The organism is Acidovorax sp. Root219 (assembly GCF_001428665.1).
Classification (GTDB): Bacteria; Pseudomonadota; Gammaproteobacteria; order Burkholderiales; family Burkholderiaceae_C; genus Acidovorax.
Genome location: NZ_LMIJ01000030.1, coordinates 175,725 through 199,180 on the forward strand (window position 1 = coordinate 175,725; position 23,456 = coordinate 199,180).

Here is a 23,456-nt window from a genome sequence, read left to right on the forward strand (position 1 = left end):
TCCCGCTCCACCATACCCCGACTTTCCCACCCCATCGAGGAGACAGAGATGAGCAACATGATGACGATGACGAACACCCGCCGCCAGTTCCTGGGCCACATGGGCGCCGCAGCCGCGCTGGGCACGCTGTCGCCCCTGGCAGCGCTGGCGCAGACCATCGAGCAGGTCAAGATCTTCTACGGCTTTCCGGCCGGCAGCTCGGGAGACAGCGTAGCCCGCCGCGTGGGCGAAAAGCTCGCGGGCTCGGCCTACACGCGCAATGCGGCGGTGGTGGAAAACAAGCCCGGCGCTGGCGGGCGCATCGCGCTGGAGTCACTCAAGGGTGCCGCCGCCGACGGCAGCGTGCTCACGCTGTCGCCGTTCTCGTGCACCTCGATCTACCCGCACATCTACAGCAAGCTCAGCTACGACCCGGTCAAGGACTTCGTGCCGGTGTCCATCGCGGCCATCATGCACCATGGCCTGGCCGTGGGGCCGCTGGTGCCGGCGTCGGTGAAGAACGTGAAGGACTTCCTGGCCTGGGCCAAGGCCAACCCCGGCCAGGCCAACTACGGCTCGCCCGCCGCAGGCTCCACGCCGCACTTCATCGGCGCGCTGCTGGGCCTGAACAACGGCGTGGACTTGAAGCACGTGCCCTACCGCGGCTCCATCCCCGGCGTCACGGACGTGGTGGGCGGGCAGATCGCTTCGATGGTGACCCCGAGCGGTGACTTCATTCCCAACCACAAGGCGGGCAAGCTGCGGCTGATCGCCACCTCGGGCAAGGCACGCTCGCCGTTCTCGCCGGAAGTCGCGACCTTTGCCGAGCAGGGCTTTCCCGAACTGACCACGGAGGAATGGTTCGGCTTCTACGCGCCGGCCAGGACGCCGGCTGCTGCGGTGGCCGCCGCCAATGCCGCCATCAACGCAGCCATCAAGGAAAAGTCGGTCATCGACAGCCTGGCCGTGGTCGGGCTCATCGCCCAGGGCTCCACCGCAGCAGAAATGGCGGCCTCCCAGCATGCCGAATTCGAACGCTGGGGACCGCTCGTGAAAAAGATCGGCTTCACGGCAGAGTCTTGAGAGGAACGCACCCCATGGATTCAAGCGTAAAGCGCGTTGCCGTGGTCGCCACGGGCGTGATCGGCGCCAGTTGGGCCGCCTACTTCCTGGCGCGCGGGCTGGACGTGGACGCCACCGACCCCTCGCCCGGTGCCGAGGAACGCCTGCGCGAGACCGTGGCCGTGCACTGGCCCATGCTGGAGCGCCAGGGGCTGGCGCCAGGCGCCAGCCTGGCACGCCTGGCCTTCCACGCCCGGCTGGAGGACGCGGTGGCCACGGCCGACTTCGTGCAAGAGAGCGGGCCGGAGCGCATCGACTTCAAGGCCGAGCTGTTCCGCCAGATCGATGCCGCCGCACCAGCGCATGCCATCCTGGCGTCGAGTTCGTCAGGCCTCTCGGTCACCGACATGCAGCAATCCTGCGCGCGGCCCGAGCGCGTGGTGCTGGGCCACCCGTTCAACCCGCCGCACATGATTCCGCTGGTGGAGGTCGGGGGTGGTGAAAAGACCTCGCCCGAGACCATCGAACGCGCCATGGCCTTCTACACCGCCATCGGCAAGCGCCCCATCCACGTGCGCCGCGAGATCAAGGGCCACATTGCCAACCGGCTGCAGGCCGCGCTGTGGCGTGAGGCTTTTCACCTGGTGAACGAAGGCGTGGCCACGGTCGCCGACATCGACACCGCCATTGCCCAGGGGCCCGGCCTGCGCTGGGCGCTGATGGGCCCGTTCATGAACCTGCACCTTTCGGGCGGCGCGGGTGGCGTGGCCCATGTGCTGGCCCACCTGGGCGGCCCCATCGAGAGCTGGTGGCAGGACCTGGGCACGCCCGCGATGACCGAGGCCTTGAAGCAGCAGGTGGCGCAGGGCGTGGCCGAGGAGCTGGGCGAGCGCAGCACCGAGGACCTGGCGCGCACGCGCGATGCCCTGCTGCTGGACCTGATCCGGGCCAAGCAGTCGTCGGGCCACCTGGACTGAACACAAGCACGACACCAGAGACCACACGATGCACCCCGATTTCGTCGATGACCCCGCCGAACTGGCTTCACCCCGCACCGTGCTCACGCACCTGGCCGACGGCGCCTTCACCCTGCAATCGCCCGAGCCGCTGGGCCCTTACGCGCGCTGCGTGGGCGAGTGGCTGGAGCGCTGGGCACGCGAGACACCCGACGCCCTGGCGCTTGCCGAGCGCGACGACAGCGGCGACGACTGGCGCCGCCTGACCTATGCCCAGTTGCGCCAGGCCGTGGGTGCCGTGGCCCAGTCGCTGCTGGACATGGACCTGCCCGCAGGGCAGCCGGTCGCCCTCCTCTCGGACAACGCGGTGGACCATGCCGTGCTGATGCTGGCCACCATGCACATCGGCCGCACGCCGTGCTCGCTGTCGAGCGCCTACGCACGCTCCCGCGACCCGGAGCGCCTGCACAGCATGCTGGCGGCGCTGGGGCCGTGCGTGGTCTATGCGTCGGATGCCCGCGCCTATGCGCCGGCCCTGGCGGGCTACTCCGGCAACGCCGTGCGGGTCTTCAGCCGCCATGCACAGGAATGCCCCGGCGCCCTCGATTTTGCGCAGTTGCTCGCTGCACGGGAAACACCGGCCGTGGCGCAGGCCTTCGAGGCGATCGCGCCCGATGACCACGCCAAGTACCTGCTGACCTCGGGCTCCACCGGGCGGCCCAAGGTGGTGATCAACACCCACCGCATGCTCTGCGCCAACCAGCAGATGGTGGCGCAGACCTGGCGCTTTCTCGGCCACGAGAAACCCGTGCTGGTGGACTGGCTGCCCTGGAGCCACACCTTCGGCGGCAACCACAACCTGAACATGGTGCTGTGCCACGGCGGCGCGCTCTACATCGACGAAGGGCGGCCCGCACCCGGCCTGATCGAGAAGACCGTGCGCAACCTGCGCGAGGTGCGGCCCACGCTGCTGTTCAACGTGCCGCGCGGCTTCGACATGCTGCTGCCCTACCTGGAGGCCGACGAGGCCCTGGCTGCCGAGGTGCTCTCGCGCCTGCGCCTGGCCTTCTATGCGGCGGCGGCGCTCGCGCCCTCCACCTGGCAGCGGCTCGAAGCCGTGGCCGCGCGCGCCCGGCCCGCGCGGCCGCTGTGGCTCACCACCTCGTGGGGTGCGACCGAGACTTCCCCGGCCATCACCACGGCGCACTGGCGCCTGCAGGGCGCGGGCTGCATCGGCGCGCCGCTGCCCGGTCTCACGCTCAAGCTGGTGCCCAATGGCGGCAAGCTGGAGATGCGGGTCAAGGGCGTGTCGGTGTTCCCGGGCTACCGCAATGCGCCGCGCGAGACGGCGGCAGCCTTCGACGAAGACGGCTTCTACCGCATCGGCGATGCGGGCACCCTCGCCGACACCGAACGGCCCGAGCGTGGCGTGGTATTCAACGGCCGCGTGGCCGAGGACTTCAAGCTGTCCACCGGCAGTTGGGTGTCGGTGGGTACGCTGCGCGTGGAGCTGGTTTCGCAACTGGCGCCGCTGGTGCAGGACATCGTGCTCACCGGCCATGACCGCGATGAGGTGGGGATGCTGGTGTTCCCGTCAGCCGCCGGCGCGGCCGATGGCCCGCGGCTCACGCAGGCGCTGCGTGCGCTGATGCAGGCCCGGCGCGATGCGGGCGCGGGCTCGTCGCAGTGCCCCACGCGGGCGCTGGTGATGCGCACGCCGCCCGATGCGGACGCGGGCGAAATCACCGACAAGGGCTACATCAACCAGGGCGCGGTGCTCGCCCACCGCGAGGAGGACGTGCATGCCCTGCATGCCGCACCGCGACGCGCGGACGTGATCGTCAGCGCATGAGCATGGCCAGCAGCACCACCGCGAGCAGCGCCAGGTAGACCTTGGCGTGCAGCCCGTCGGGCAGGCGACCCACGAATCGCCCGCCCAGGCGGATGCCCAGCCAGGAGCCGGCCACCAGCACCGCGAAGACCCGCAGGTCCACGAAGCCCGCATGCCAGGCACCCAGCGGGGCGGCCTGCTCCCAGGCCAGCAACACGTAGGTGGCGGTGCCCGCCAGTGCCACCGGCAGCGACAGCGGGTTGGCCGCCGCCGTGGCCTGCACCATCGGCGCGCCACGCCGGCGCATGAGCGGCACCGTCATCACGCTGCCGCCCACACCGAGGAACGACGCCACCGCACCGATGGCCAACCCCAGCAAGGCCGTGACCGGGCCCGAGGGCCGCGTCCCGTCCTGCGGCGTCGCCACCGCGGCACGCGGCCGGATGAAGCCCGGGCGCAGCAGCCCGTCGAGGATGGTGAGCGCCAGGTAGGCCACGAAGGTCCAGCGCACCCAGTCGCTGCGCAGCACCGTGGCGGCAGCCGCCCCCGCCATCGCGCCCACGGCGATGAAAGCCAGCAGCGGCCGCACCTGCGCCCAATCCACGTTGCCCGCCCGCTGGTGGCGCCGCGTGGCCAGGCCCGCACCGACGATCATCACGCAGGTGGAGGTGGCCACCGCCACCTGCATGGCCGATTGGCCCAGTGGGCTGTCGGCACCGTGCATGTGCAGCAGCGTGCGGTACAGCACGGGCACGACGACGAATCCGCCACCGAAGCCGAAGAGCACGGTGGTGACTCCGGCCAGGGTGCCGAACACGGCCAGGACAAGGTAGAACTCCATGCGCGCATTCCATTGCAAAAAAACACCATGCCAGCTTAGGCTGCGGTGGCCTGGCCGGCTTTCGCCGCCAGGTCAATAATGTTTGCATTTCAGCCAAAGCACCCTGGAGCATGCGCAATACGCCCCTGCACACCGTCGATGCCGTGGACCGCCCTGTCCTGGCCATCGCCACCGACTACCCCGCAGGCACCTTGCTCGACACGCACAGCCACCGGCGCGCGCAGTTCCTCTACGGCGCCACGGGCATCATGGAAGTCGGCACGGACGATGGCGCCTGGGTCGTGCCGACCAGCAGCGGCGTGTGGATACCGGCGGGCAAGCCGCACCGCGTGCGCATGGTGGGCGTGAGCACCTGCAGCCTCTACATCGAGCCGCAGGCCGTTCCCCGAACCACCTCGCAATGCGAGGTGCTGCAGGTCTCGCCGCTGCTGCGCCAGCTGCTGCTGGACTCGGCCGAGCTGCCGGCGCAGTATGAATTGAGCGGGCGCGATGGCGCCCTGGCGCAGCTGATGCTGCATGAGTTGCAGCGCGCACCGACCCTGCCCTTCTTCGCTCCCATGCCGCGAGAGGCTGCGCTGGCGGCACTGTGCGCAGCCTTTCTGCACAACCCGCAGGTCCACGCAGCGCCCGATGCCTGGGCGCGGCAGTTGCACAAGAGCGAGCGCAGCTTCACGCGCTTCTTTCGACTGCAGACCGGCATGTCGTTCGGCGCGTGGCGCCAGCAGGCCTGCCTGCTGGCAGCGCTGTCGCGCCTGTCGCGCGGCGATGCCGTGACCGCCGTCGCGCTGGACCTCGGTTATGAAAGCCCCGGTGCCTTTTCCACCATGTTCCGCAAGCGACTGGGGCGCCCGCCATCGGAGTTCCTGCCCGCTTGAAGGCGTGCAGCGGAGCGCTGCAGCCGTTGTAAAAATCACGCTATCCAAAGGCCGCTGAGGTTCTGCGGTCTTGTCCTATAGCGCTTGTGGGCGCAGTGCTTCTAAAATCGCGCACCTCCCCGCACATGCAGGGGGGCACCTTGCAACTTTGAAACGAAGAACAAACATCATGGCAACTGCAAAGAAAACCACCGCTGTCGCGAAGGCAGCACCCGCAGCGAAGAAGGCTGCAGCGCCCGTGGCCAAGAAGGTCGCAGCACCTGTCGCCAAGAAGGCAGCGCCCGCTGCCAAGAAGGCCGCAGCCCCCGCAGCGAAGAAGGCTGCACCCGCCGCCGCAGCAACGCCTGCAGCGCTCAAGCCCATCAAGACCGCCTTCAACAAGACGACCCTGGTGGCCCACCTGGCCGAGCAGTCGGGCGTGGAACCCAAGGCCACCAAGGCCGTGCTGGCAGCGCTCGAAGCCGCCATCCTGGGCTCCGTGCACAAGAAGGGCTCCGGCGAATTCACGCTGCCTGGCGTGCTGAAGATCGGCCTGCAGCAAGTGCCCGCCAAGAAGAAGCGCTTCGGCAAGGACCCTTTCACCGGTGCCGAGCGCTGGTTCCCCGCCAAGCCCGCTGCCGTGAAGATCAAGACCCGCGCGCTCAAGAAGCTCAAGGACGCAACGGCCTGATCGGCCCTTCCTGGAGCAGTCTTTCCAGGTTTCGGATCGGAAGCCCAGGCGATGCAGATGCAGCGCCTGGGCTTTTTTCATTTCACTTTCCCGCCTCTTTCGATCACGCCTGGCGCTGCTGCCAGAGCACGTCCAGCACATGCTGCGTGGCCTTCTCCATCGCGCCGGCGCGGTGCGCCAGGCCCAGGGGTCGCCACAGCGCCGGGCGCAGGGCCAGCATGCGGATGCGCAGGTCGGGCGGCGTGGCAACCGCAGCCTCCTGCGGCAGCAGAGTGGCGCCATAGCCGGCGGCCACCAGGCTCTTGATCGCATCGTTGTAGTTGAGCTCTATGCGTGCCCTGGGCTGCTCGCCGGCCAACGCGAACCACTCGCCGGTCAGGCGCGAGAGGCTGGTGCCCTCGTCGTTGAGGATCAGCGGCTGGCCCGCCAGCCAGTGCGGCGTGGCCCGCGTGGGCGCCGGCCATTGCGCCGGCACGAAGGCCATGACCGGGTCGCGCCGCCAGGGCTCCACCTGCACGCCGGGAACCGGCGGCTGGGGCAGCGCCACCAGGCCCACATCGAGCGTGCCGCCGGCCAGGCGGGCCATGGTGTCGTGCGATGTCAGCACCGCCACCTGCACGTCGATGTCCGGGTGCTGCTGGCCCAGCACCTCCAGCGCCTGCGGCAGCAGGTGGGCGATGGCGCCGGTGGAGGCCCCCAGCCGCACGCTGCCGGCCAGGCCCTGCACCTGGCGCTGCACCATGGCCAGGGTGTCATCGGCATCGGCCAGTAGACGCCGGGCACGCTCGACCAGGGCCTCGCCCACGCCGGTGGCGCGCACCTCGCCGCGCTTGCGCAGCAGCAGCGGCGCGCCCACCTGCGCCTCCAGGTCGGCCATGTGCAGGCTCACCGTGGGCGCCGCCAGGTGCAGCACGCGCGCGGCTTCGGCAAACGATCCCAGGTCGGCGATGGTGACGAGGGTGCGCAATCGGTCGAGGTTCAGTTCACGCATATCGTTCAGAAATCCTGATGCTGATGGTTGTGAAATTCAACTTTTCAAATTCTACGCAGCGGCTGAAGATCACGCATCCCCCATTTGGCACACACCAGGAGCACCCCGCATGAGCAACACCACACCGCTTGTCTTCATCGATGGCGACCAGGGCACCACCGGCCTGCAGATCCATGAGCGCCTGCAGGGCCGCACCGACCTCCGCTTGCTGACCCTGCCCGAGCAGGACCGCAAGGACCCGGCGCGCCGCGCCGAGGCCATCAACGCCTGCGACATTGCCGTGCTGTGCCTGCCCGACGGGCCCGCGCGCGAAGCGGCCGCTTCCGTCACCAACCCGGCTGTGCGCGTGATCGACGCGAGCTCGGCCCACCGCACCGATGCCGGCTGGGTCTACGGCTTTCCCGAGATGGATGCCGGCCAGGCCGAACGCATCGCCAGTGCAACACGCGTGACCAACCCCGGCTGCTACCCCACGGGTGCCATCGCGCTGCTTCGGCCGCTGGTGCAGGCCGGCCTGGTGCCTGCCGACCACCCCCTGGCGATCCACGCCGTGTCGGGCTACTCCGGCGGTGGGCGGGCGCGCGTGCAGGAGCACGAGGCCCCGGGCGCGCAGGCGCCGGCTTTCCAGGTCTATGGCCTGCGCCTGGCGCACAAGCACACGCCAGAAATCGAACGGTATGCGGGCCTGTCGGCGCGGCCCTTCTTTCTGCCGGCCTATGGCGCCTTCCGCCAGGGTATCGTGCTGACCATCCCCCTGCATCTGCGCAGCTTGCCCGCAGGCACTACCGCCGAGAAGATCCACCACGCCCTGGCGCAGCACTATGCAGGCCAGCGCCATGTGGAGGTGTCGGGGCTGGCCGAGGCCGAATCCACCGAGCACCTGGACCCCGAGGCGCTGAATGGCACGAACCAGCTGCGCCTGTCGGTCTTCGCCAACGCGCAGCATGGGCAGCTGCTGCTGGCCGCCGTGTTCGACAACCTGGGCAAGGGCGCCTCGGGCGCGGCCGTGCAGAACCTGGACCTGATGCTCGCGCAGATGGCCAAAGGGTAGGCCACTGTTGAGCTGCGCTAATCAATCGATCAGAAAGCATTGATTGTGTGGCGCCGCAAAGCCGTGCAGACTCGCGCGCCTCATCCACTACAGAGGCAACATCCATGAAGGTCTGCATCATCGGCGCGGGCGCCATCGGCGGATTCATCGGCACCCGACTGGCGGCAGCCGGCAGTGCCCAGGTGAGTGCCGTGGCGCGCGGCGCCACGCTGGCCGCGCTCAAGGACCACGGCTGGCGCCTTCAGAGTGCGGAAGGGCTGGTGCAGGCACCCGCGCACGCCACGGACCGGCCGGCCGACCTGGGCGTGCAGGACCTGGTGGTCATCGCCGTCAAGGGCCCGGCGCTGGCCAGCGTGGCACAGGGCATTGCGCCGCTGCTGGGGCCCGAGACGCTGGTGCTGCCGGCCATGAACGGCGTCCCCTGGTGGTTCTGCCAGGGCGTGCCGGGCTGGGGCGACGAGCCGCTGGCCAGCGTGGACCCCGGCGGCCGCATCGCCAACGCCATTCCCCTGCACCATGTGGTGGGCTGCGTCGTGCACGCCGCCACCTCCACACCCGCGCCCGGGCTGGTGCAGCACAAGATGGGCCGGGGCCTGGTCATCGGCGAGCCCGGTGGCGGGCGCAGCGAGCGCGTACAGCGCGTGGCCGACCTGCTGAACCACGCAGGCTTCGAGGCCACGCACTCGGCCGACGTGCGTTACGACATCTGGTACAAGCTGTGGGGCAACATGACCATGAACCCGGTGTCGGCGATCACCGGTGCCACGGTGGACCGCCTGCTCGACGACGAGCTGGTGCGCGGCTTCTGCACCGCCGCCATGCAGGAGGCCGGCCGCATCGGCGCACGCATTGGCTGCCCGATTGCGCAAAGCCCCGAAGAGCGCCATGCCCTCACGCGCAAACTCGGCGCCTTCAAGACCTCGATGCTGCAGGACGTGGAGGCCGGCCGTGCACTGGAGATCGACGCCATCGTCGCGGCGGTGCAGGAGATCGGGCACCGGGTGGCCGAGCCCTCGCCGAACATCGATGCCCTGTTAGGGCTGGTGCGCCTGTTCGCCCGCGTGCGCGGGCTGTACCCACAGGCCTCATGAAGACTTGCCGCCAGCGGCCACGGCCAGCTGGTGCAGGTGCTCGACCAGCATGCGTGCGGCCGGTGACAAGCGCTTTTCATCGTTGAAGCAGATGGCGAAGCGCCGCTGCGCCCAGTCGTCTGTGAGCGGCAGCACGCGAATGCCCAGGCTGGCGGCCACCGGTTCGGCCACCTCGCGCGGCACCACCGCAATGCCCAGGCCGGCGCGCACGCAGCGCATCGACGCATCGAAGGTGCTGACCACCGCCCGGTAATTGATGGGCCGCCCGATGATGGCCGCAGCCCGCGCCAGCATGGTGTGCACCGCCGTCGATGCGGGCAGGCCCACCTGGTCGAAGCCCAGCGTGTCCTCGAACGCGCAGCGCCTGCGCCGGGCCAGCGGGTGCGACAGCGGCGTGACGATGGCCAGGTGGTCGCGCCGGTAGCTGCGCGTCTGCAGGCCGGCCAGGTCGGCCGCATCCCAGCACACGCCCACGGGCACCACCCCTTCGCGCAGGCCGCGCACCAGTTCGCTGCTGACCGCTTCCTCGATGTCGATGCGGATGTCGCGGTGCGCGGGCACCTGCAGGAAAGAGGCAATGTCGTCGGGCAAAAACTCCGCGATCGACGACACCGTGGCCAGGATGCGCACCTGCCCCGTGATGCCGTTGCCATAGGCCGCCATGTCGCGCCCCGCGCGGTCAGCCGCTGCCAGCATGGCCCGAGCATGCTCCAGCAGGATCTCGCCGGCCCCCGTGGGCACCACGCCCCGGCGGCGCCGCTCGATCAGGGTGTTGCCCACGGTCTGCTCCAGCAACGCCAGGCGCTTGCTGATGGCCGAGGGCACGATGTGGTGCAGCTGTGCGGCGCGGGCGATGTTGCGCGCCTCGCAGACGGCCACGAACAGCCGCAGGGTGGTCAGGTCCAGGTCGCGCATGGGGGTGGGGGCTGCTGCCGTTCCCAACGGGAACGCTATTGCTTCCAGAATACCGCTTTATCGATGGATCGGGAATGCCTACAGTCCCATCCGAGAGCCCACATTGCAGTGCGCCCCACCCTGGAGACACCCCATGCCCCCCACGAGCGAGCGCCTGCCGCGCACTGCCGTCATCCGCGAAGTCGGCCTGCGCGATGGCCTGCAGAGCATTGCCACCATCCTCCCCACCGAGCAAAAGCGCACCTGGATACGCGCCGCGCACGCAGCCGGCCAGCGCGAGATCGAGGTGGGCTCGTTCGTGCCCGCCCGGCTGCTGCCGCAGCTGGCCGACACGGCCGAGCTGCTGGCCTTTGCCAAGACCCTGCCGGGCCTGTTCGCCTCGGTGCTGGTGCCCAACCTGCGCGGCGCCGAGAGCGCCATCGCGGGCGGTGCCGACCTGATGATCGTGCCGCTGTCGGCCAGCCATGCGCACAGCCTGGCCAACCTGCGCAAGACGCCCGACGAGGTGGTGGCCGAGGTGGCGCGCATCCGCGCCGCGCGCGACGCCGCCGGCTCGCGCACGCTGATCGAGGGCGGCGTGGGCACGGCCTTCGGCTGCACACTGCAAGGCCATGTCGCCAAGAGCGAGGTGCTGCGCCTGATGCAGGCCCTGCTGGACGCCGGCGCCGACCGCGTGAGCCTGGCCGATACCGTGGGCTACGCCGACCCGGCCATGGTGCGCGACCTGTTCGAAGACGCCGTGCGCCTGGCGGGCGACCGATTCTGGTGCGGGCACTTCCACGACACGCGCGGCCTGGGCCTGGCCAATGTGGCTGCAGCGCTGGACGTGGGCGTAGCCCGCTTCGACGCCTGCCTGGCCGGCATCGGCGGCTGCCCGCACGCCCCCGGCGCCAGCGGCAACGTATCGACCGAAGACCTGGCCTACATGCTCGGCAGCATGGGCATCGCCACCGGCATCGACATCGCCCGGCTGCTGGACCTGCGCGGCCAGGTGGCCGGGTGGCTGGCCGGCGAGACGCTGCACGGCACCCTGTGGCGCGCGGGCCTGCCCAAGACCTTTCCCCAGGCAGCGATAGCTGCCTGAACCGCACAGCCCGAAGGAACCCGCCATGAGCCCTACCCCAGAACCCCGCCTGCCCCTCACGGGCATCCGCGTCCTCGAATTCACCCACATGGTCATGGGCCCCACCTGCGGCATGGTGCTGGCCGACCTGGGGGCCGAGGTCATCAAGGTCGAGCCGCCCGGCGGCGACAAGACGCGCGAGCTGCCGGGCCTCGGGATCGGCTTTTTCCGATCGTTCAATCGCAACAAGAAGAGCGTGGTGATCGACATCGGCACCGAAGACGGCCGTGCGACTGCAGCCGAGCTGGCGGGCGAGTGCGACGTGGTGCTGGAGAACTTCCGCCCCGGGCTGATGGCCGGCTTCGGGCTCGACTACGAGACGCTGTCGCAGCGCTTCCCGCGCCTGATCTACGTGACGCACAAGGGTTTCATGCCCGGCCCCTACGAGAACCGGCTGGCGCTGGACGAGGTGGTGCAGATGATGGGCGGCCTGTCGTACATGACCGGGCCCGTGGGCCGGCCGCTGCGCGCGGGCACCTCGGTCAACGACATCATGGGCGGCATGTTCGGCGCCATCGGCGTGCTGGCCGCGCTGCGCGAGCGTGAGTTCACCGGCCGTGGCCAGGAGATCCAGAGCGCGCTGTTCGAGAACTGCGTGTTTCTGTCGTCACAGCACATGCAGCAGTTCGCCATGACCGGCGAGGCGCCGCCGCCCATGCCCTCGCGCGTGTCGGCCTGGAGCGTGTACGACGTGTTCATGCTGGCCGATGGCGAGCAGCTGTTCATCGGCGCGGTCAGCGACAAGCAGTTCCTCACGCTGTGCCGCGTGATCGAGGCGCCCGAGCTTGCGGCCGACCCGGCGCTGGCCACCAACACCCTGCGCGTGGGCGTGCGCCCGGCCCTGCTGCAAAAGCTCGGCGCCATCCTGCAGCACCACCGCGTGCAGGAACTGGCCCCCCGGCTGGAGGCGGCCGGCATCCCCTACGCGCCCATCGTGCGACCCGACCAACTGATGGACGACCCGCACCTCAAGGCCAGCGGCGGCCTGGTGCCCATGCAGACCGACGACGGCGGCACCACCGACGTGGTGCTGCTGCCCCTGCGCATGGACGGGCGCCGCCCCGGCGTGCGCCGCCCGCTGCCCAAGGTGGGCGAGCACACCGAGGAAATCCTCGCCGGCCTGCCCAGCCGCGTGCCGGCCTGACCCCCTTTTTCGCAAACCGACAAGAACCAAAGGAGACAAGCACCATGCAAGCCACCGCCATTTCCTTCCAGCCCCACCGCCGCGCCGCCCTCTGGCTGGCCGGCCTGGCCCTGTGCGGCGCCGCCGCCACCACCGTGCGCGCCAACGACAAGCCCATCCGCATGGTGCTGCCCGTGGGCGCCGGCTCTGGGGTGGACACCATCATGCGCGCGGCCGCCCCGCAGTTGATCAAGGCGCTGGGCGGCCAGAGCGTGGTGATCGAGAACCTGCCCGGCGCAGGCGGCATCACCGGCGCCTCGGTCATCGTGCGTGCGCCGGCCGACGGGCTCACGCTGGGCGTGGTGTCGAACAACCATGTGGTCAACCCCAGCGTGTTCAAGAAGATGCCGTTCGATGCCATCGGCGACATCACGCCGATCACGGTGGTGGGTGCCACGCCCTTCGTGCTGGTGGTCAACCCCAAGATTCCGGCGAAGAACGCCAAGGAGCTGCAGGCCCTGCTCAAGGCCAAGCCCGATGGCTACAACTACGCCTCCTCGGGCAACGGCACCATCATCCACCTGGCGGGCGCCATGTTCATGGAGGCGGCGGGCGTGGAGGTACGCCACATTCCCTACAAGGGCGTGGGGCCTATGGTCACTGACATGATGAGTGGCCAGGTCGAGATCGGCGTGGTGGCGCTGCCCGCCGTGCAAGGTCAACTCAAGAGCGGCGCGCTGCGTGCCATCGGCATCATGGGCAAGCAGCGCGTGCCTTCGCTGCCCGACCTGCCGACCATGGCCGAGCAGGGCTTCCCCGACGTGGACGTGGCCGGCTGGTTCGCCGTGGTGGGCCCGGCCAAGCTGCCACCCGCCGAGGTCAAGCGCCTGCATGCCGCCGTGGTGGCGGCCTTCGCCATGCCGGAAACCAAAGAAGCCATGGCCAAGCAGGAGAACATCATCAACCCCATGACGCCCGAGGCCTCGCTGCAGTTCTTCAAGACCGAGCAGGAGCGCTATGCGCGGTTGGTGAAGAAGGCGGGCGTGACGGTCGAGTGAGTTCGTTGAACGCCGGGCATTGACCCGGCCGCCAGGGCCGGTATGCCGGGCACGCAGGAAACCTGCACGCAACCCGCTCCACAATGGCCTGCGAGGCGCCTCCATCGGGGATGCCGCAGCCCCACCTTGCCCACCCTGCACGCCACACACCATGAGCACCCCCTACCAGTCCGGCTTTGGAAATGAATTCGCCACCGAGGCGCTTGTGGGCGCCCTGCCCGTGGGCCGCAACTCGCCGCAGCGCTGCCCCTATGGCCTGTATGCCGAGCAGCTGAGCGGCACGGCCTTCACGGCGCTGCGTGCGGACAACCGCCGCTCCTGGCTGTACCGCATTCGCCCGTCGGCCATGCATACGCCGTTCGAGCGCATCGACGACGGGCGCATCGTGAGCGCCTTCGACGCCGTGCCCACGCCACCCAACCAGCTGCGCTGGAGCCCGCTGCCCATGCCCACGGAGCCCACCGACTTCGTGCAGGGCATCGTCACCATGGCCGGCAACGGCGACCCGCACGCCCAGAACGGCGCGGCCATGCACCTGTACGCGGCCAACCGGTCGATGGAGCGGCGTGTGTTCTACAACGCCGATGGCGAAATGCTCATCGTGCCGCAGCAGGGCCGCCAGCGCTTCGTGACGGAGCTGGGCGTGATCGACGCCGAGCCGCAGGAGATCGTGGTGATTCCGCGCGGCGTGCGCTTTCGCGTGGAACTGCCGGACGGCGAGGCGCGCGGCTACATCTGCGAGAACTATGGCGCCAACTTCCGCCTGCCCGACCTGGGCCCCATCGGCTCCAACGGCCTGGCCAACCCGCGCGACTTCCTCACGCCGCATGCGGCCTACGAGGACATCGACGCGCCGCACGAGCTGGTGGCCAAGTTCATGGGCCACCTGTGGTCGGCGAAGATGGAGCATTCGCCCATCGACGTGGTGGCCTGGCATGGCAACTACGCGCCGTACAAGTACGACCTCAGGCGCTTCAACGCCATCGGCTCGATCAGTTATGACCACCCGGACCCGTCGATCTTCCTGGTGCTGCACAGCGCCTCGGACACGCCGGGCGTGAGCAACATCGACTTCGTGGTCTTCCCGCCGCGCACCCTGGTGATGCAGGACACCTTCCGTCCGCCCTGGTTCCACCGCAACATCGCCAGCGAGTTCATGGGCCTGGTGCACGGCGTCTACGACGCCAAGGCCGAGGGCTTTCTGCCCGGCGGCGCCAGCCTGCACAACAGCATGACCGGCCACGGCCCCGACGCAGAGACCTTCGAGAAGGCCAGCAACGCCGACCTGTCGGCGCCGCACGCCATCAAGGACACCATGGCCTTCATGTTCGAGACCCGCTGCGTGCAGCGCCCCACCGCACAGGCACTGCAATCGGCCCAGCTGCAGGACGACTACTACCGCTGCTGGCAGGGCCTGCGCAAGCATTTCAATGCCGGCAAGCCCTGAAGCCGCCAACACCCTGGACAGCGGCGCGCTGCAGGCCTGGTCCACGCGGGTGCTCATGGGCTTCGGGGTGGCCGAGGAGCCTGCCGCCCTCACCGCCGGTCTGCTGGTACGCACCAGCCTGCGCGGCATCGACACCCATGGCATTTCGCGCCTGCCGGGCTATGTGGACAAGCTCACCAGCGGCGAGGTGAATGCCCACGCCATGCCCCGCATCGATGCCGACATGGGTGCTGCTGGCGCGGCCGCCGGCTGGCTACGCTGCGATGGCGACGGCGGCCTGGGCCAGGTGGTGGCCAGCTTCGCGCTGGAGCAGGCCATGGCCCGGGCGCGCCAACAGCCCCTGGTGGCCTGCCACATCCGGGCCACCGGCCACTTGGCAGCGCTGGCGGTTTATGTGGCGGCCGCGGCGGAGCAGGGGTTCTTCGCCTTCCTGTGCCAGCGAACGCCGCCGGTGATGGCTTTGCCGTGCGCCAGCGGCCCGGTGATCGGCAACAACCCCCTGGCGTTTGCGCTGCCGCTGGCGGGCCGCGCGCCCCTGGTGTTCGACATGGCGAACAGCGTGGTGGCGCGCGGGCATGTGGCGCAGGCCGTGCGCGAGGGCCAGGACATTATCCCGCCAGAATGGGCGCTCGGCCCCGATGGGCAGCCCACCACCGATCCTGTACTGGCGCTGCAGGGCGCGATGCAGCCCATCGCCGGCCACAAGGGCCTGGGGCTGGCCATGCTGGTCGAGTGTTTGGCGGCCAGCATGGGCGGCATCACCTCCGCGCCGAATGCTGCCGGTGGCACGGCCGGATCCGCCGCCAACGCCAGCGCCTTTGCGCTGGTGATCAACCCCGCGCTGGCCACCGGGCGCGAGGCGTTCGACGCCAGCGTGTCCGCCTGGATGCAGACCTACCTGCAGGCCGGCGGCACCGGTGCCCGCTACCCGGGCCAGCGCCAGGCCGAGTGCGAGCTGCAGCGCCGCCGCGACGGGGTACCGTTGCCAGCCGGCCTGCTGGCCGAATTGCGCGCGCTGGGTGAGCGCACGGGGCACCCGCTACCCGTCCTCACCCCTGCAGCCTGGCCTGCTGGCGGAACTGGCGCGGCGTGAGCCCGGCCTCCTGACGGAAGCGTCGGCTGAAATAGGCTTCGTCGTGGAAGCCGCTCTGGTGCGCTATCTCGCGGATCAGCGTATCGGAGCCGGCCAGCAATTCGCGCGCATGCTCCAGGCGCCGCTCGGTGAGCAGCTCGGTGAAGGTGCGGCCGGTCTGCTTCTTGAGCAGGTGCGCCAGGTAGTTGGGTGACAGCGCCACGGCCGCGGCCGTGTCGGTGAGCGCAATGTCCTCGTGCGAATGCTCGCGCAGGTGGCGCAGCGCGCGCTGCAGGGCGTCATGCTGCACGCCGCCTCGGCGGTGGTGGCGCGCGGCCTGCGCATGCAGCTCGCTGGAAAAGCGCGCGCAGGCCAGGCCCAGCAACTGCAGCAGGATGCCGCGGATGCTGGCCGCCGAGCCCAGTGTGCGCGGCTGGTTGTGGACGACCAGCACATCGAGCCACTGGCGGATCTGCGCGAAATCCTCGGGCCCGAAGGCGAAGTCCAGCGCCTCCTGGAACAGGAAAGGTGCCAACTCCGGGTGCTGCGCCATGCCCACGTCCTCCAGGTCCAGCGCGGGCACGTCGAGCTCGGGCCAGAGAAAGCGCTGGTCAAAGTTGATGATGGCGTAGCGTGCGCCTGCAGGGTGAGGCACCACGTGCATGCGGTAGGGCAACACAAAGCTCAGCGTGCCCGCGCCGAAGGGCCGCGTGGCCGTGCCCACCACCTGCCGATCGCCCCCTTCGAGGCTCACCTGGATCTGGAAATACTCGTGCCGGTGCGGCCGGCTGAGCACGTCGCGCGCGCCCTGAAAGCGGATGTCGAAATCCAGGTGCTCGGCGCGCTCCTGCATGCCGTACAGGCGTGCGTGGGCGTTCGGTCGGGACGAGGCGGGCATGCACCCATGGTAGCGGCTGTCGCAGTGTGGGCCCCGTCCGGTTTGATCGTAGATGCGTACAAGTTGAGCGTGCCGGGCGCTCCAACAATCGCTATCGACCACAACAAGAGCGGCTAACAAAACTCAGCGAAGCGGTTCTGGCTAGGCGCTGCGTCGCAGGCAGTACGANGCCAACAGGAGACAAAGCACCATGGACCAACCTCGACGCAACATCTTGACCCACTCCGCCCTCATCGCCACCGGCGCCGTGGCCGGCTGCGCACTGCCCGCAGGCGCCAGCAAAACGGCCCCCACCCCCTTCGACCTGCCGCAGACCACGATCCCCATCGTGGGCAGCGACCAGGTGTTCCCCGTGCGCCGCGTCTACTGCATCGGCCGCAACTACGCGGCCCATGCGCGCGAGATGGGCTCGGACCCCACGCGCGAACCACCCTTCTTCTTCCAGAAGCCGGCCGACGCGATCCAGTTCGTGAAGCCCGGCGTGGTGGCCGACCATGCCTACCCCACGCTGACCAAGAACTACCACTATGAGGTGGAACTGGTGGTGGCCCTGGCCAAGGGCGGCAAGGACATTCCGGTGGAAAGCGCGCTTGACCACGTGTTCGGCTACTCGCTGGGCCTGGACATGACGCGCCGCGACCTGCAGCGTGAAATGGGCGACCAGAAGAAGCCCTGGGAGATCGGCAAGGCCTTCGACCAGTCCGCCCCGGTGGGGCCGCTGTACCCGGTGAGCCAGGTGGGCCACATCAAGGATGGCGACATCTGGCTCAAGGTCAACGGTGCCACCAAGCAGAGCGCCACGCTGCAGCACATGATCTGGTCGGTGGCCGAGCAGATCAGCCGCCTGTCGCGCGCCTTCGAGCTCAAGCCCGGCGACATCATCTACTCGGGCACGCCCGAAAACGTGGGCCCGGTGGTCAAGGGCGACGAGATCGAGATCCATATCGACCGCTTCCCCAACCTGAAGCTGCGCATCGTCTGAACACCACCGTGTGGTGGCCACCACCGCTTAGGGCAACACTGAAGAAGTCCTGGCGATGGCGCGTGCCTTGATTTGGGATGGGCTGCCAGGCGCAAAGCACCGCCATAGCCCGTGCTATGGCGAGCATTTGCAACGCCGCAGACCGCCCAAAGCGAGGCGCGCGGCGCGTGAGGGACTTGTTCAGTGTTGCCTTAGGCTGCAGGCCCCGCCTGCCCCGCATAGTCCGAGTGCAGGTCAAAGACCAGCGTGCGCAGCCACTGGCTGGCCGGGTCCTTGTGGTACTTGGCGTGCCAGAACAGGTTGATGGCGATGCGCGGCAGCTTCACCGGGTGGGGCCGCACCGCCAGACCGAATGGCGCCACCATGCGCTCGGCCAGCCGCTCGGGCACGGTGGCGATCAGGTCGGTGGACTGCAGGATGTGGCCGATGGCCACGAAGTGCGGCACCTTGAGCTTCACGCGCCGCTCGGGGGAGTGCCTGTCCAGGATCTCGTCCACCTGTCCGTGGCCGGTGCCGGCCGAGACCACGGCCACATGCTCGGCCGCAAAGAAGTCCGCTGCGCGCAGCGGCCTGCGCTGCGCGAGTCGGTGCCCCTGGCGCAGCAGCACCACGTAGTCCTGCTCGAACAGCCGGCGCTGGAAGAACCCGGCCTTGAGCTGCGGTAGGAGGCCGATGGCCAGGTCCACCTGGCCGGCCTCCATTGCGTCCTTGAGGTTGACCGCCGTGTTGCGCACCGTGCTGATCACCACGCCCGGCGCCAGCTCGCCGATGCGCTGCATGAGCTGCGGCAGGAAATAGATCTCACCGATGTCGGTCATGCCCACCGTGAAGCTGCGCTGGCTGCCGGCGGGGTCGAAGGCGTTGCGCGCGTTCACCGCGCCATGGATCATGCCCAGCGCATAGCCCACCGACTCGGCCAGCTGCTCGGCGAACGGCGTGGGCTGCATGCCGCTGGCGGTGCGCAGGAACAGGGGGTCGTCAAACTGCCGGCGCAGGCGTGCCAGGGCATTGCTCACGGCGGGCTGGCCCAGGCCCAGGTTCTCGGCCACCTTGGAGACCTTGCGCTCGGCCAGCAGCTGGTTGAAGACCACCAGCAAATTGAGATCGATGTCCTTGAGCTCCATGGCCTGCCCCGATAAATATTGATTTCAATGATATTCAACATTCACCCCATCGCGTTGACTGATTTTCGAGTGGCCCGGATCATCGCGGCCATGACTCCCACAGGGAGCGCCGCGATTCCAAACCAAGAGACAACGCACGATGGAAATCCACGTCCGCCCCCTGGGGCGCACCCTGCACGTCGCCCCTGGCGTGAACCTGCTGGAGGCCTTGCGCGCCAACGACGTGCCCGTGTCGTACAGCTGCATGGCCGGGCGCTGCGGCACCTGCCGCTGCAAGGTGGTGCAGGGCGACGTGCTCGAGTCGGGCCGCGAGGCCCAGCGCCCCCTGGGCGCTGCCACCGATGGCGATGCCGGCTATGTGCTGGCCTGCCAGACCTTCGTGACCGAGCCCTGCACGGTGGAGATCGCCGAGCCCGACGAAGTGGTGGTGCACACCGCGCGCACCCTCAAGGCCACGGTGGTCGCCATCGACGACGCCACCCACGACATCAAGCGCGTGCGCCTGCAGCCGGCCAAGCCGCTCGACTTCTCGCCCGGGCAGTATGCGCAGCTGCAGTTCACGCCCGCACATGCACGCCCCTATTCCATGGCGGGCCTGGCCGGTGATGGCGAGCTGGAGTTCCATGTGCGGCTGGTGCCAGAAGGGCGCGTGACGGGTTACATCGCCCACGAGCTGAAGGTGGGCGATGCGGTGCGCGTGAGCGGACCGCTGGGCTCGGCCTACCTGCGGCGCCGGCACGACGGCCCAATGCTCTGCGTGGCAGGTGGCACGGGCCTGGCGCCCATCCTGTCCATCGTGCGCGGTGCCCAGGTTGCCGGCATGCGCAACCCGGTGCACCTGTACTTTGGCGTGCGCTCCGAGCGCGACGTCTATGGTCTGGAGTGGCTGGCCGCGCTGCAACGCGAGCACCCTGCCCTCAGGGTGCACACCGTGCTGGCCTCGGGCCGGGCGGCGGGCTGCCGCACGGGCCTGGTCACCGATGCCATCGCGCAGGACTGGCAGAGCCTGGCCGGCTTTCGCGCCTACCTCTGCGGCGCACCACCGATGGTGGAGGCCACGTCGCTGCTGGTGCGCCGCATGGGCGTGCTGCCAAGCCAGATCCACGCGGACGCCTTCTATGCCAGGGGCACCTGACCTGCCATGGAGAACTGAAGCAATGAACCACCCCGCCCACCACAGCGCCGAGACCCTGGCCGCGCGCAAGGCCTACTACGAGCGCATCGGCAGTGACAACATGACCCCGTTGTGGGAGGTGTTGGGCGCACTGGTGCCGCCAGAGCCGCGCTCGCCGGCCGTGCCACACCACTGGTCGTACGCGGCAGTGCGTGCGCAGGTGATGGAGGCGGGCACGCTGATCAGCGCGGCCGAGGCCGAGCGCCGCGTGCTCATCCTTGAGAACCCGGGCCTGCGTGGCCAGTCGTGCATCACGCAGTCGCTGTATGCGGGCCTGCAGCTCATTCTGCCGGGCGAGGTGGCGCCCGCGCACCGCCACACGCAGTCGGCCCTGCGCCTGGTGCTTGATGGCGAGGGGGCCTACACATCGGTGAACGGCGAGCGCGTGACCATGCACCGCGGCGACTTCATCATCACCCCGGCCTGGACCTGGCACGACCATGGCAACCTCGGAAGCGAGCCCGTGGTCTGGCTCGACGGGCTGGACATCCCGCTGGTGCGCTTTCTGGACGCGGGCTTTGCCGAAAAGTCTGCCGCGCCTTCGCAGGGCGTGGTGCGGCCCGAGGGCGATGCCCTGGCCCGCTACGGTGCCAACATGCTGCCCGTCGATGAAGAGCAGCGCACGGGCGAGCCGACGCGCCTCTTCATCTACCCCTACGCGCAGACGCGTGCGGCGCTGCTCGCCATTGCCCAGGGCGCACCCGATGCGCACCTGGGCTTCAAGCAGCGCTTCGTGAACCCCGCCACCGGGGCATCGCCCATGCCCACCATGGGCACCTTTGCACAGCGCCTGCCCACTGGCTTCACTACCCGCCCCTACCGCTGCACCGATGGCACGGTGTATGTGTGCCTCGAAGGCAGCGGCGAGGCCGAGATCAACGGACGTGGCTTTGGCTTCGCGGAGCGCGACGTGTTCGTCGTGCCCTCCTGGCACACATTCACGCTGCGCGCGCGCACCGACAGCATCCTCTTTTCCTACTCCGACCGCCCCGTGCAAAAGGCCCTGGGGCTGTGGCGCGAGGAGCGGCTGTGACACCGCGGCATCGGCCCTACCAAGAACCAAGGAGACGAACATGAGCAGCGAACCCCACACCATCTTCCCGGCGCAGGCCCGGTGGGAGGGCCCGGGCACGAGCCGCATACCCTTCAAGGTCTACACCGACGAAGACCTGCATCGCAAGGAGCTCGAACGCTTTTTCTACCAGAAACACTGGTGCTATGTGGGCCTGGAGGCCGAGATCCCGCACACGGGCGACTTCAAGCGCACGGCGATCGGCGAGCGCTCGGTGGTCATGGTGCGCGATGCCGAGGGCGGCATCAACGTGATCGAGAACGTCTGCGCGCACCGCGGCATGCAGTTCTGCCGCGAGCGCTCGGGCAACCGCAAGGAGCTGGTCTGCCCCTACCACCAGTGGAACTACACCCTGAAGGGCGACCTGCAGGGCGTGCCGTTTCGCCGCGGCGTGAAGCAGGATGGCAAGGTCCACGGCGGCATGCCGGCGGACTTCGACCCCGCCGACCACGGGCTCAACAAGCTCAAGGTGGCCACGCGAGGCGGCGTGGTGTTCGCCTCGTTCGACCATGGGGTGGAATCGTTCGAGGATTTCCTCGGCCCCGAGATCCTGGCGTATTTCGACCGCCTGTTCAACGGCCGCAAGCTCACCCTGCTGGGCTACAACCGCCAGCGCATTCCGGGCAACTGGAAGCTGATGCAGGAGAACATCAAGGACCCCTACCACCCCGGCCTGCTGCACACCTGGTTCGTGACCTTCGGGCTCTGGCGCGCGGACAACAAGAGCGAGCTCACCATGGACGCGCGCCACCGCCATGCGGCCATGGTCTCCACGCGCGGCCAGGCGGGCAAGGCCGGCCAGGTCACGCAGGTGTCCAGCTTCAAGGAAAGCATGCAGCTTGAAGACCCGCGCTTTCTGGACATCGTGCCCGAGCCCTGGTGGGGCGGGCCCACGGCAGTGATGATGACCTTGTTCCCGAGCGTGATCCTGCAGCAGCAGGTCAACAGCGTTTCCACGCGCCACATCCAGCCCGCAGGCCATGGCGCCTTCGACTTCGTGTGGACGCACTTCGGCTTCGAGGACGACACAGCCGAGATGACTCAGCGCCGCCTGCGCCAGGCCAACCTGTTCGGCCCGGCGGGCTTTGTCTCGGCCGACGATGGCGAGGTGATCGAGTTTTCGCAGCAGGGCTTCGAGCAAAAGCCTTTTCACCGCGCGTTGGCCGAACTGGGCGGGCGCGAGGTGGGCGACACCGACCACATGGTGACCGAGACCCTGATCCGCGGCATGTACCAATATTGGCGTGAAGTGATGGAAGACGATGCTCCACCGCAGGAAGAGGGGGGCTGAGATGGACTTCGCCACCTACTACGCCCTGACCCAGCTCTATGCCGACTACGCCAGCGCCGTCGACTCGGGCGACTGGGACCTGTGGCCCGGCTTCTTCACCGAGGACTGCAGTTACCGCCTGCAGCCGCGCGAGAACCACGAGCGCGGCTTTCCGCTGGCCACCCTGTCGTTCGAGAGCAAGGGCATGCTGCGGGACCGGGTCTACGGCATCAAGGAGACGCTGTTCCACGACCCCTACTACCAGCGCCACATCATCGGCGCGCCGGTGGTGCGCACCCTCGACGGCGAGCGCATCCACTGCGAGGCCAACTACGCCGTGCTGCGCACCAAGCTGTCGCAAGCGACCACGGTGTTCAACGCCGGCCGCTACATCGACGAGGTGGTGCGCACGCCCGATGGCCTGAAGTTCGCGAAGAAGCTCGTCGTCTACGACAGCGAAATGATCCCCAACTCGATCATCTACCCGATCTAGAAAGTCCAAGCCATGAACAACACCACCACCCTGCAATGGACCGATGCGGCCGCCTTCGACGAGGTGCCGCAGGACGACGTGATCGGCCTGGCCGTCGAGGGCCGCGACATCGCGCTCTACGGCGTGGACGGCACCGTCTACGCCACCGACAACCTGTGCACCCACGGCCACGCCCGTCTGTGCGACGGCTTTCTCGATGGCCACGAGATCGAATGCCCGCTGCACCAGGGCAAGTTCGACGTGCGCAGCGGCGCACCCACCTGCCAGCCCGTGACCGATGCCGTGCGCACTTACCCCGTGCGCATCGAAGCTGGACGGGTTTACCTGGCCCTGGCCTGAAAGCCGCGCACTATCATCT

General features: G+C 68.9%; 23 protein-coding genes. 18 read left to right on the forward strand and 5 right to left on the reverse strand.

Annotation, left to right across the window (positions count from 1 at the left end):
• Positions 1–66 precede the first annotated feature (66 nt).
• Genes ASE28_RS26050 through ASE28_RS26060 form a run of 3 tightly spaced genes read left to right on the forward strand, consistent with a single transcriptional unit; the run spans position 67 to position 3,849 of the window.
• The gene (locus ASE28_RS26050; RefSeq protein ID WP_057269194.1) at positions 67–1,062 is read left to right on the forward strand and encodes a Bug family tripartite tricarboxylate transporter substrate binding protein; all 996 of its coding nucleotides are present in this window, start codon (positions 67–69) and stop codon (positions 1,060–1,062) included.
• A 14-nt stretch (positions 1,063–1,076) separates the two neighbouring features.
• On the forward strand, positions 1,077–2,018 hold the full coding sequence (locus ASE28_RS26055; protein ID WP_057269066.1) for a 3-hydroxyacyl-CoA dehydrogenase NAD-binding domain-containing protein: 942 nt from the start codon (positions 1,077–1,079) through the stop codon (positions 2,016–2,018).
• A 28-nt stretch (positions 2,019–2,046) separates the two neighbouring features.
• Positions 2,047–3,849 (forward strand): feruloyl-CoA synthase, encoded by a 1,803-nt coding sequence (locus ASE28_RS26060; RefSeq protein ID WP_057269067.1) that lies wholly within the window; start codon positions 2,047–2,049, stop codon positions 3,847–3,849.
• Here the strand turns inward: ASE28_RS26060 and ASE28_RS26065 are convergent.
• Positions 3,839–4,669 (reverse strand): sulfite exporter TauE/SafE family protein, encoded by an 831-nt coding sequence (locus ASE28_RS26065; RefSeq protein ID WP_057269068.1) that lies wholly within the window; start codon positions 4,667–4,669, stop codon positions 3,839–3,841. The genes ASE28_RS26060 and ASE28_RS26065 overlap by 11 nt on opposite strands.
• Before the next feature lie 110 nt (positions 4,670–4,779).
• Here ASE28_RS26065 and ASE28_RS26070 point away from each other — a divergent pair, with 110 nt between their 5' ends.
• Positions 4,780–5,544 (forward strand): helix-turn-helix transcriptional regulator, encoded by a 765-nt coding sequence (locus tag ASE28_RS26070; protein WP_057269069.1) that lies wholly within the window; start codon positions 4,780–4,782, stop codon positions 5,542–5,544.
• A gap of 169 nt (positions 5,545–5,713) precedes the next feature.
• Complete coding sequence (locus tag ASE28_RS26075; RefSeq protein WP_057269070.1) at positions 5,714–6,214, forward strand: HU family DNA-binding protein; 501 nt, start codon at positions 5,714–5,716, stop codon at positions 6,212–6,214.
• A 103-nt stretch (positions 6,215–6,317) separates the two neighbouring features.
• Here the strand turns inward: ASE28_RS26075 and ASE28_RS26080 are convergent, their stop codons facing one another.
• A complete protein-coding gene (locus ASE28_RS26080) occupies positions 6,318–7,205 on the reverse strand; it encodes a LysR family transcriptional regulator (protein WP_057269071.1) in 888 nt (295 codons plus the stop codon).
• Positions 7,206–7,314: 109 nt separating this feature from the next.
• Between ASE28_RS26080 and argC the strand changes: the two genes are divergently transcribed.
• Positions 7,315–8,256 carry an N-acetyl-gamma-glutamyl-phosphate reductase gene (argC, locus tag ASE28_RS26085; protein WP_057269072.1) on the forward strand — a complete coding sequence of 314 codons (942 nt, stop codon included), beginning with the start codon at positions 7,315–7,317 and terminating at the stop codon, positions 8,254–8,256.
• A 104-nt stretch (positions 8,257–8,360) separates the two neighbouring features.
• A complete protein-coding gene (locus ASE28_RS26090; RefSeq protein ID WP_057269073.1) occupies positions 8,361–9,347 on the forward strand; it encodes a 2-dehydropantoate 2-reductase in 987 nt (328 codons plus the stop codon).
• On the opposite strand, the gene ASE28_RS26095 is transcribed toward ASE28_RS26090, so the two are convergent.
• The gene (locus tag ASE28_RS26095; protein WP_057269074.1) at positions 9,342–10,262 is read right to left on the reverse strand and encodes a LysR family transcriptional regulator; all 921 of its coding nucleotides are present in this window, start codon (positions 10,260–10,262) and stop codon (positions 9,342–9,344) included. The genes ASE28_RS26090 and ASE28_RS26095 overlap by 6 nt on opposite strands.
• A gap of 133 nt (positions 10,263–10,395) precedes the next feature.
• Between ASE28_RS26095 and ASE28_RS26100 the strand changes: the two genes are divergently transcribed.
• The 5 genes from ASE28_RS26100 to ASE28_RS26120 all read left to right on the forward strand — a co-directional run bounded on the left by ASE28_RS26100 (position 10,396) and on the right by ASE28_RS26120 (position 16,106).
• Positions 10,396–11,346 carry a hydroxymethylglutaryl-CoA lyase gene (locus tag ASE28_RS26100; protein WP_057269075.1) on the forward strand — a complete coding sequence of 317 codons (951 nt, stop codon included), beginning with the start codon at positions 10,396–10,398 and terminating at the stop codon, positions 11,344–11,346.
• Positions 11,347–11,371: 25 nt separating this feature from the next.
• Positions 11,372–12,529: a CaiB/BaiF CoA-transferase family protein gene (locus ASE28_RS26105; protein ID WP_057269076.1), complete on the forward strand. Its 1,158-nt coding sequence runs from the start codon at positions 11,372–11,374 to the stop codon at positions 12,527–12,529.
• 44 nt (positions 12,530–12,573) lie between these two features.
• A complete protein-coding gene (locus ASE28_RS26110; RefSeq protein WP_057269077.1) occupies positions 12,574–13,566 on the forward strand; it encodes a tripartite tricarboxylate transporter substrate binding protein in 993 nt (330 codons plus the stop codon).
• Between the two features lie 151 nt (positions 13,567–13,717).
• Entirely contained in the window at positions 13,718–15,013 is a 1,296-nt protein-coding gene (hmgA, locus tag ASE28_RS26115; protein ID WP_057269078.1) for a homogentisate 1,2-dioxygenase, read from the forward strand.
• Complete coding sequence (locus tag ASE28_RS26120) at positions 14,997–16,106, forward strand: Ldh family oxidoreductase (RefSeq protein WP_057269079.1); 1,110 nt, start codon at positions 14,997–14,999, stop codon at positions 16,104–16,106. Before hmgA ends, ASE28_RS26120 begins: the two co-directional genes overlap by 17 nt.
• On the opposite strand, the gene ASE28_RS26125 is transcribed toward ASE28_RS26120, so the two are convergent.
• The gene (locus tag ASE28_RS26125) at positions 16,063–16,983 is read right to left on the reverse strand and encodes an AraC family transcriptional regulator (RefSeq protein WP_057269080.1); all 921 of its coding nucleotides are present in this window, start codon (positions 16,981–16,983) and stop codon (positions 16,063–16,065) included. The two genes, ASE28_RS26120 and ASE28_RS26125, sit on opposite strands and share 44 nt — an antisense overlap.
• Before the next feature lie 190 nt (positions 16,984–17,173).
• On the opposite strand from ASE28_RS26125, the gene ASE28_RS26130 reads away from it, so the two are divergent.
• A complete protein-coding gene (locus tag ASE28_RS26130) occupies positions 17,174–17,965 on the forward strand; it encodes a fumarylacetoacetate hydrolase family protein (RefSeq protein WP_057269081.1) in 792 nt (263 codons plus the stop codon).
• 191 nt (positions 17,966–18,156) lie between these two features.
• Here the strand turns inward: ASE28_RS26130 and ASE28_RS26135 are convergent, their stop codons facing one another.
• Entirely contained in the window at positions 18,157–19,089 is a 933-nt protein-coding gene (locus tag ASE28_RS26135) for a LysR family transcriptional regulator (protein ID WP_057269082.1), read from the reverse strand.
• A 139-nt stretch (positions 19,090–19,228) separates the two neighbouring features.
• On the opposite strand from ASE28_RS26135, the gene ASE28_RS26140 reads away from it, so the two are divergent.
• The 5 genes from ASE28_RS26140 to ASE28_RS26160 are packed head-to-tail and all read left to right on the forward strand — an operon-like array spanning position 19,229 to position 23,437.
• Complete coding sequence (locus tag ASE28_RS26140; RefSeq protein WP_057269083.1) at positions 19,229–20,224, forward strand: 2Fe-2S iron-sulfur cluster-binding protein; 996 nt, start codon at positions 19,229–19,231, stop codon at positions 20,222–20,224.
• A gap of 22 nt (positions 20,225–20,246) precedes the next feature.
• On the forward strand, positions 20,247–21,296 hold the full coding sequence (gene gtdA / locus ASE28_RS26145; protein ID WP_057269084.1) for a gentisate 1,2-dioxygenase: 1,050 nt from the start codon (positions 20,247–20,249) through the stop codon (positions 21,294–21,296).
• A 40-nt stretch (positions 21,297–21,336) separates the two neighbouring features.
• Positions 21,337–22,626, forward strand: coding sequence for an aromatic ring-hydroxylating dioxygenase subunit alpha (locus ASE28_RS26150; RefSeq protein ID WP_057269085.1), 1,290 nt, complete (start codon positions 21,337–21,339; stop codon positions 22,624–22,626).
• A 1-nt stretch (position 22,627) separates the two neighbouring features.
• Positions 22,628–23,098, forward strand: coding sequence for an aromatic-ring-hydroxylating dioxygenase subunit beta (locus tag ASE28_RS26155; protein ID WP_057269086.1), 471 nt, complete (start codon positions 22,628–22,630; stop codon positions 23,096–23,098).
• 12 nt (positions 23,099–23,110) lie between these two features.
• A complete protein-coding gene (locus ASE28_RS26160; protein WP_057269087.1) occupies positions 23,111–23,437 on the forward strand; it encodes a non-heme iron oxygenase ferredoxin subunit in 327 nt (108 codons plus the stop codon).
• The last annotated feature ends 19 nt before the right edge of the window (positions 23,438–23,456 follow it).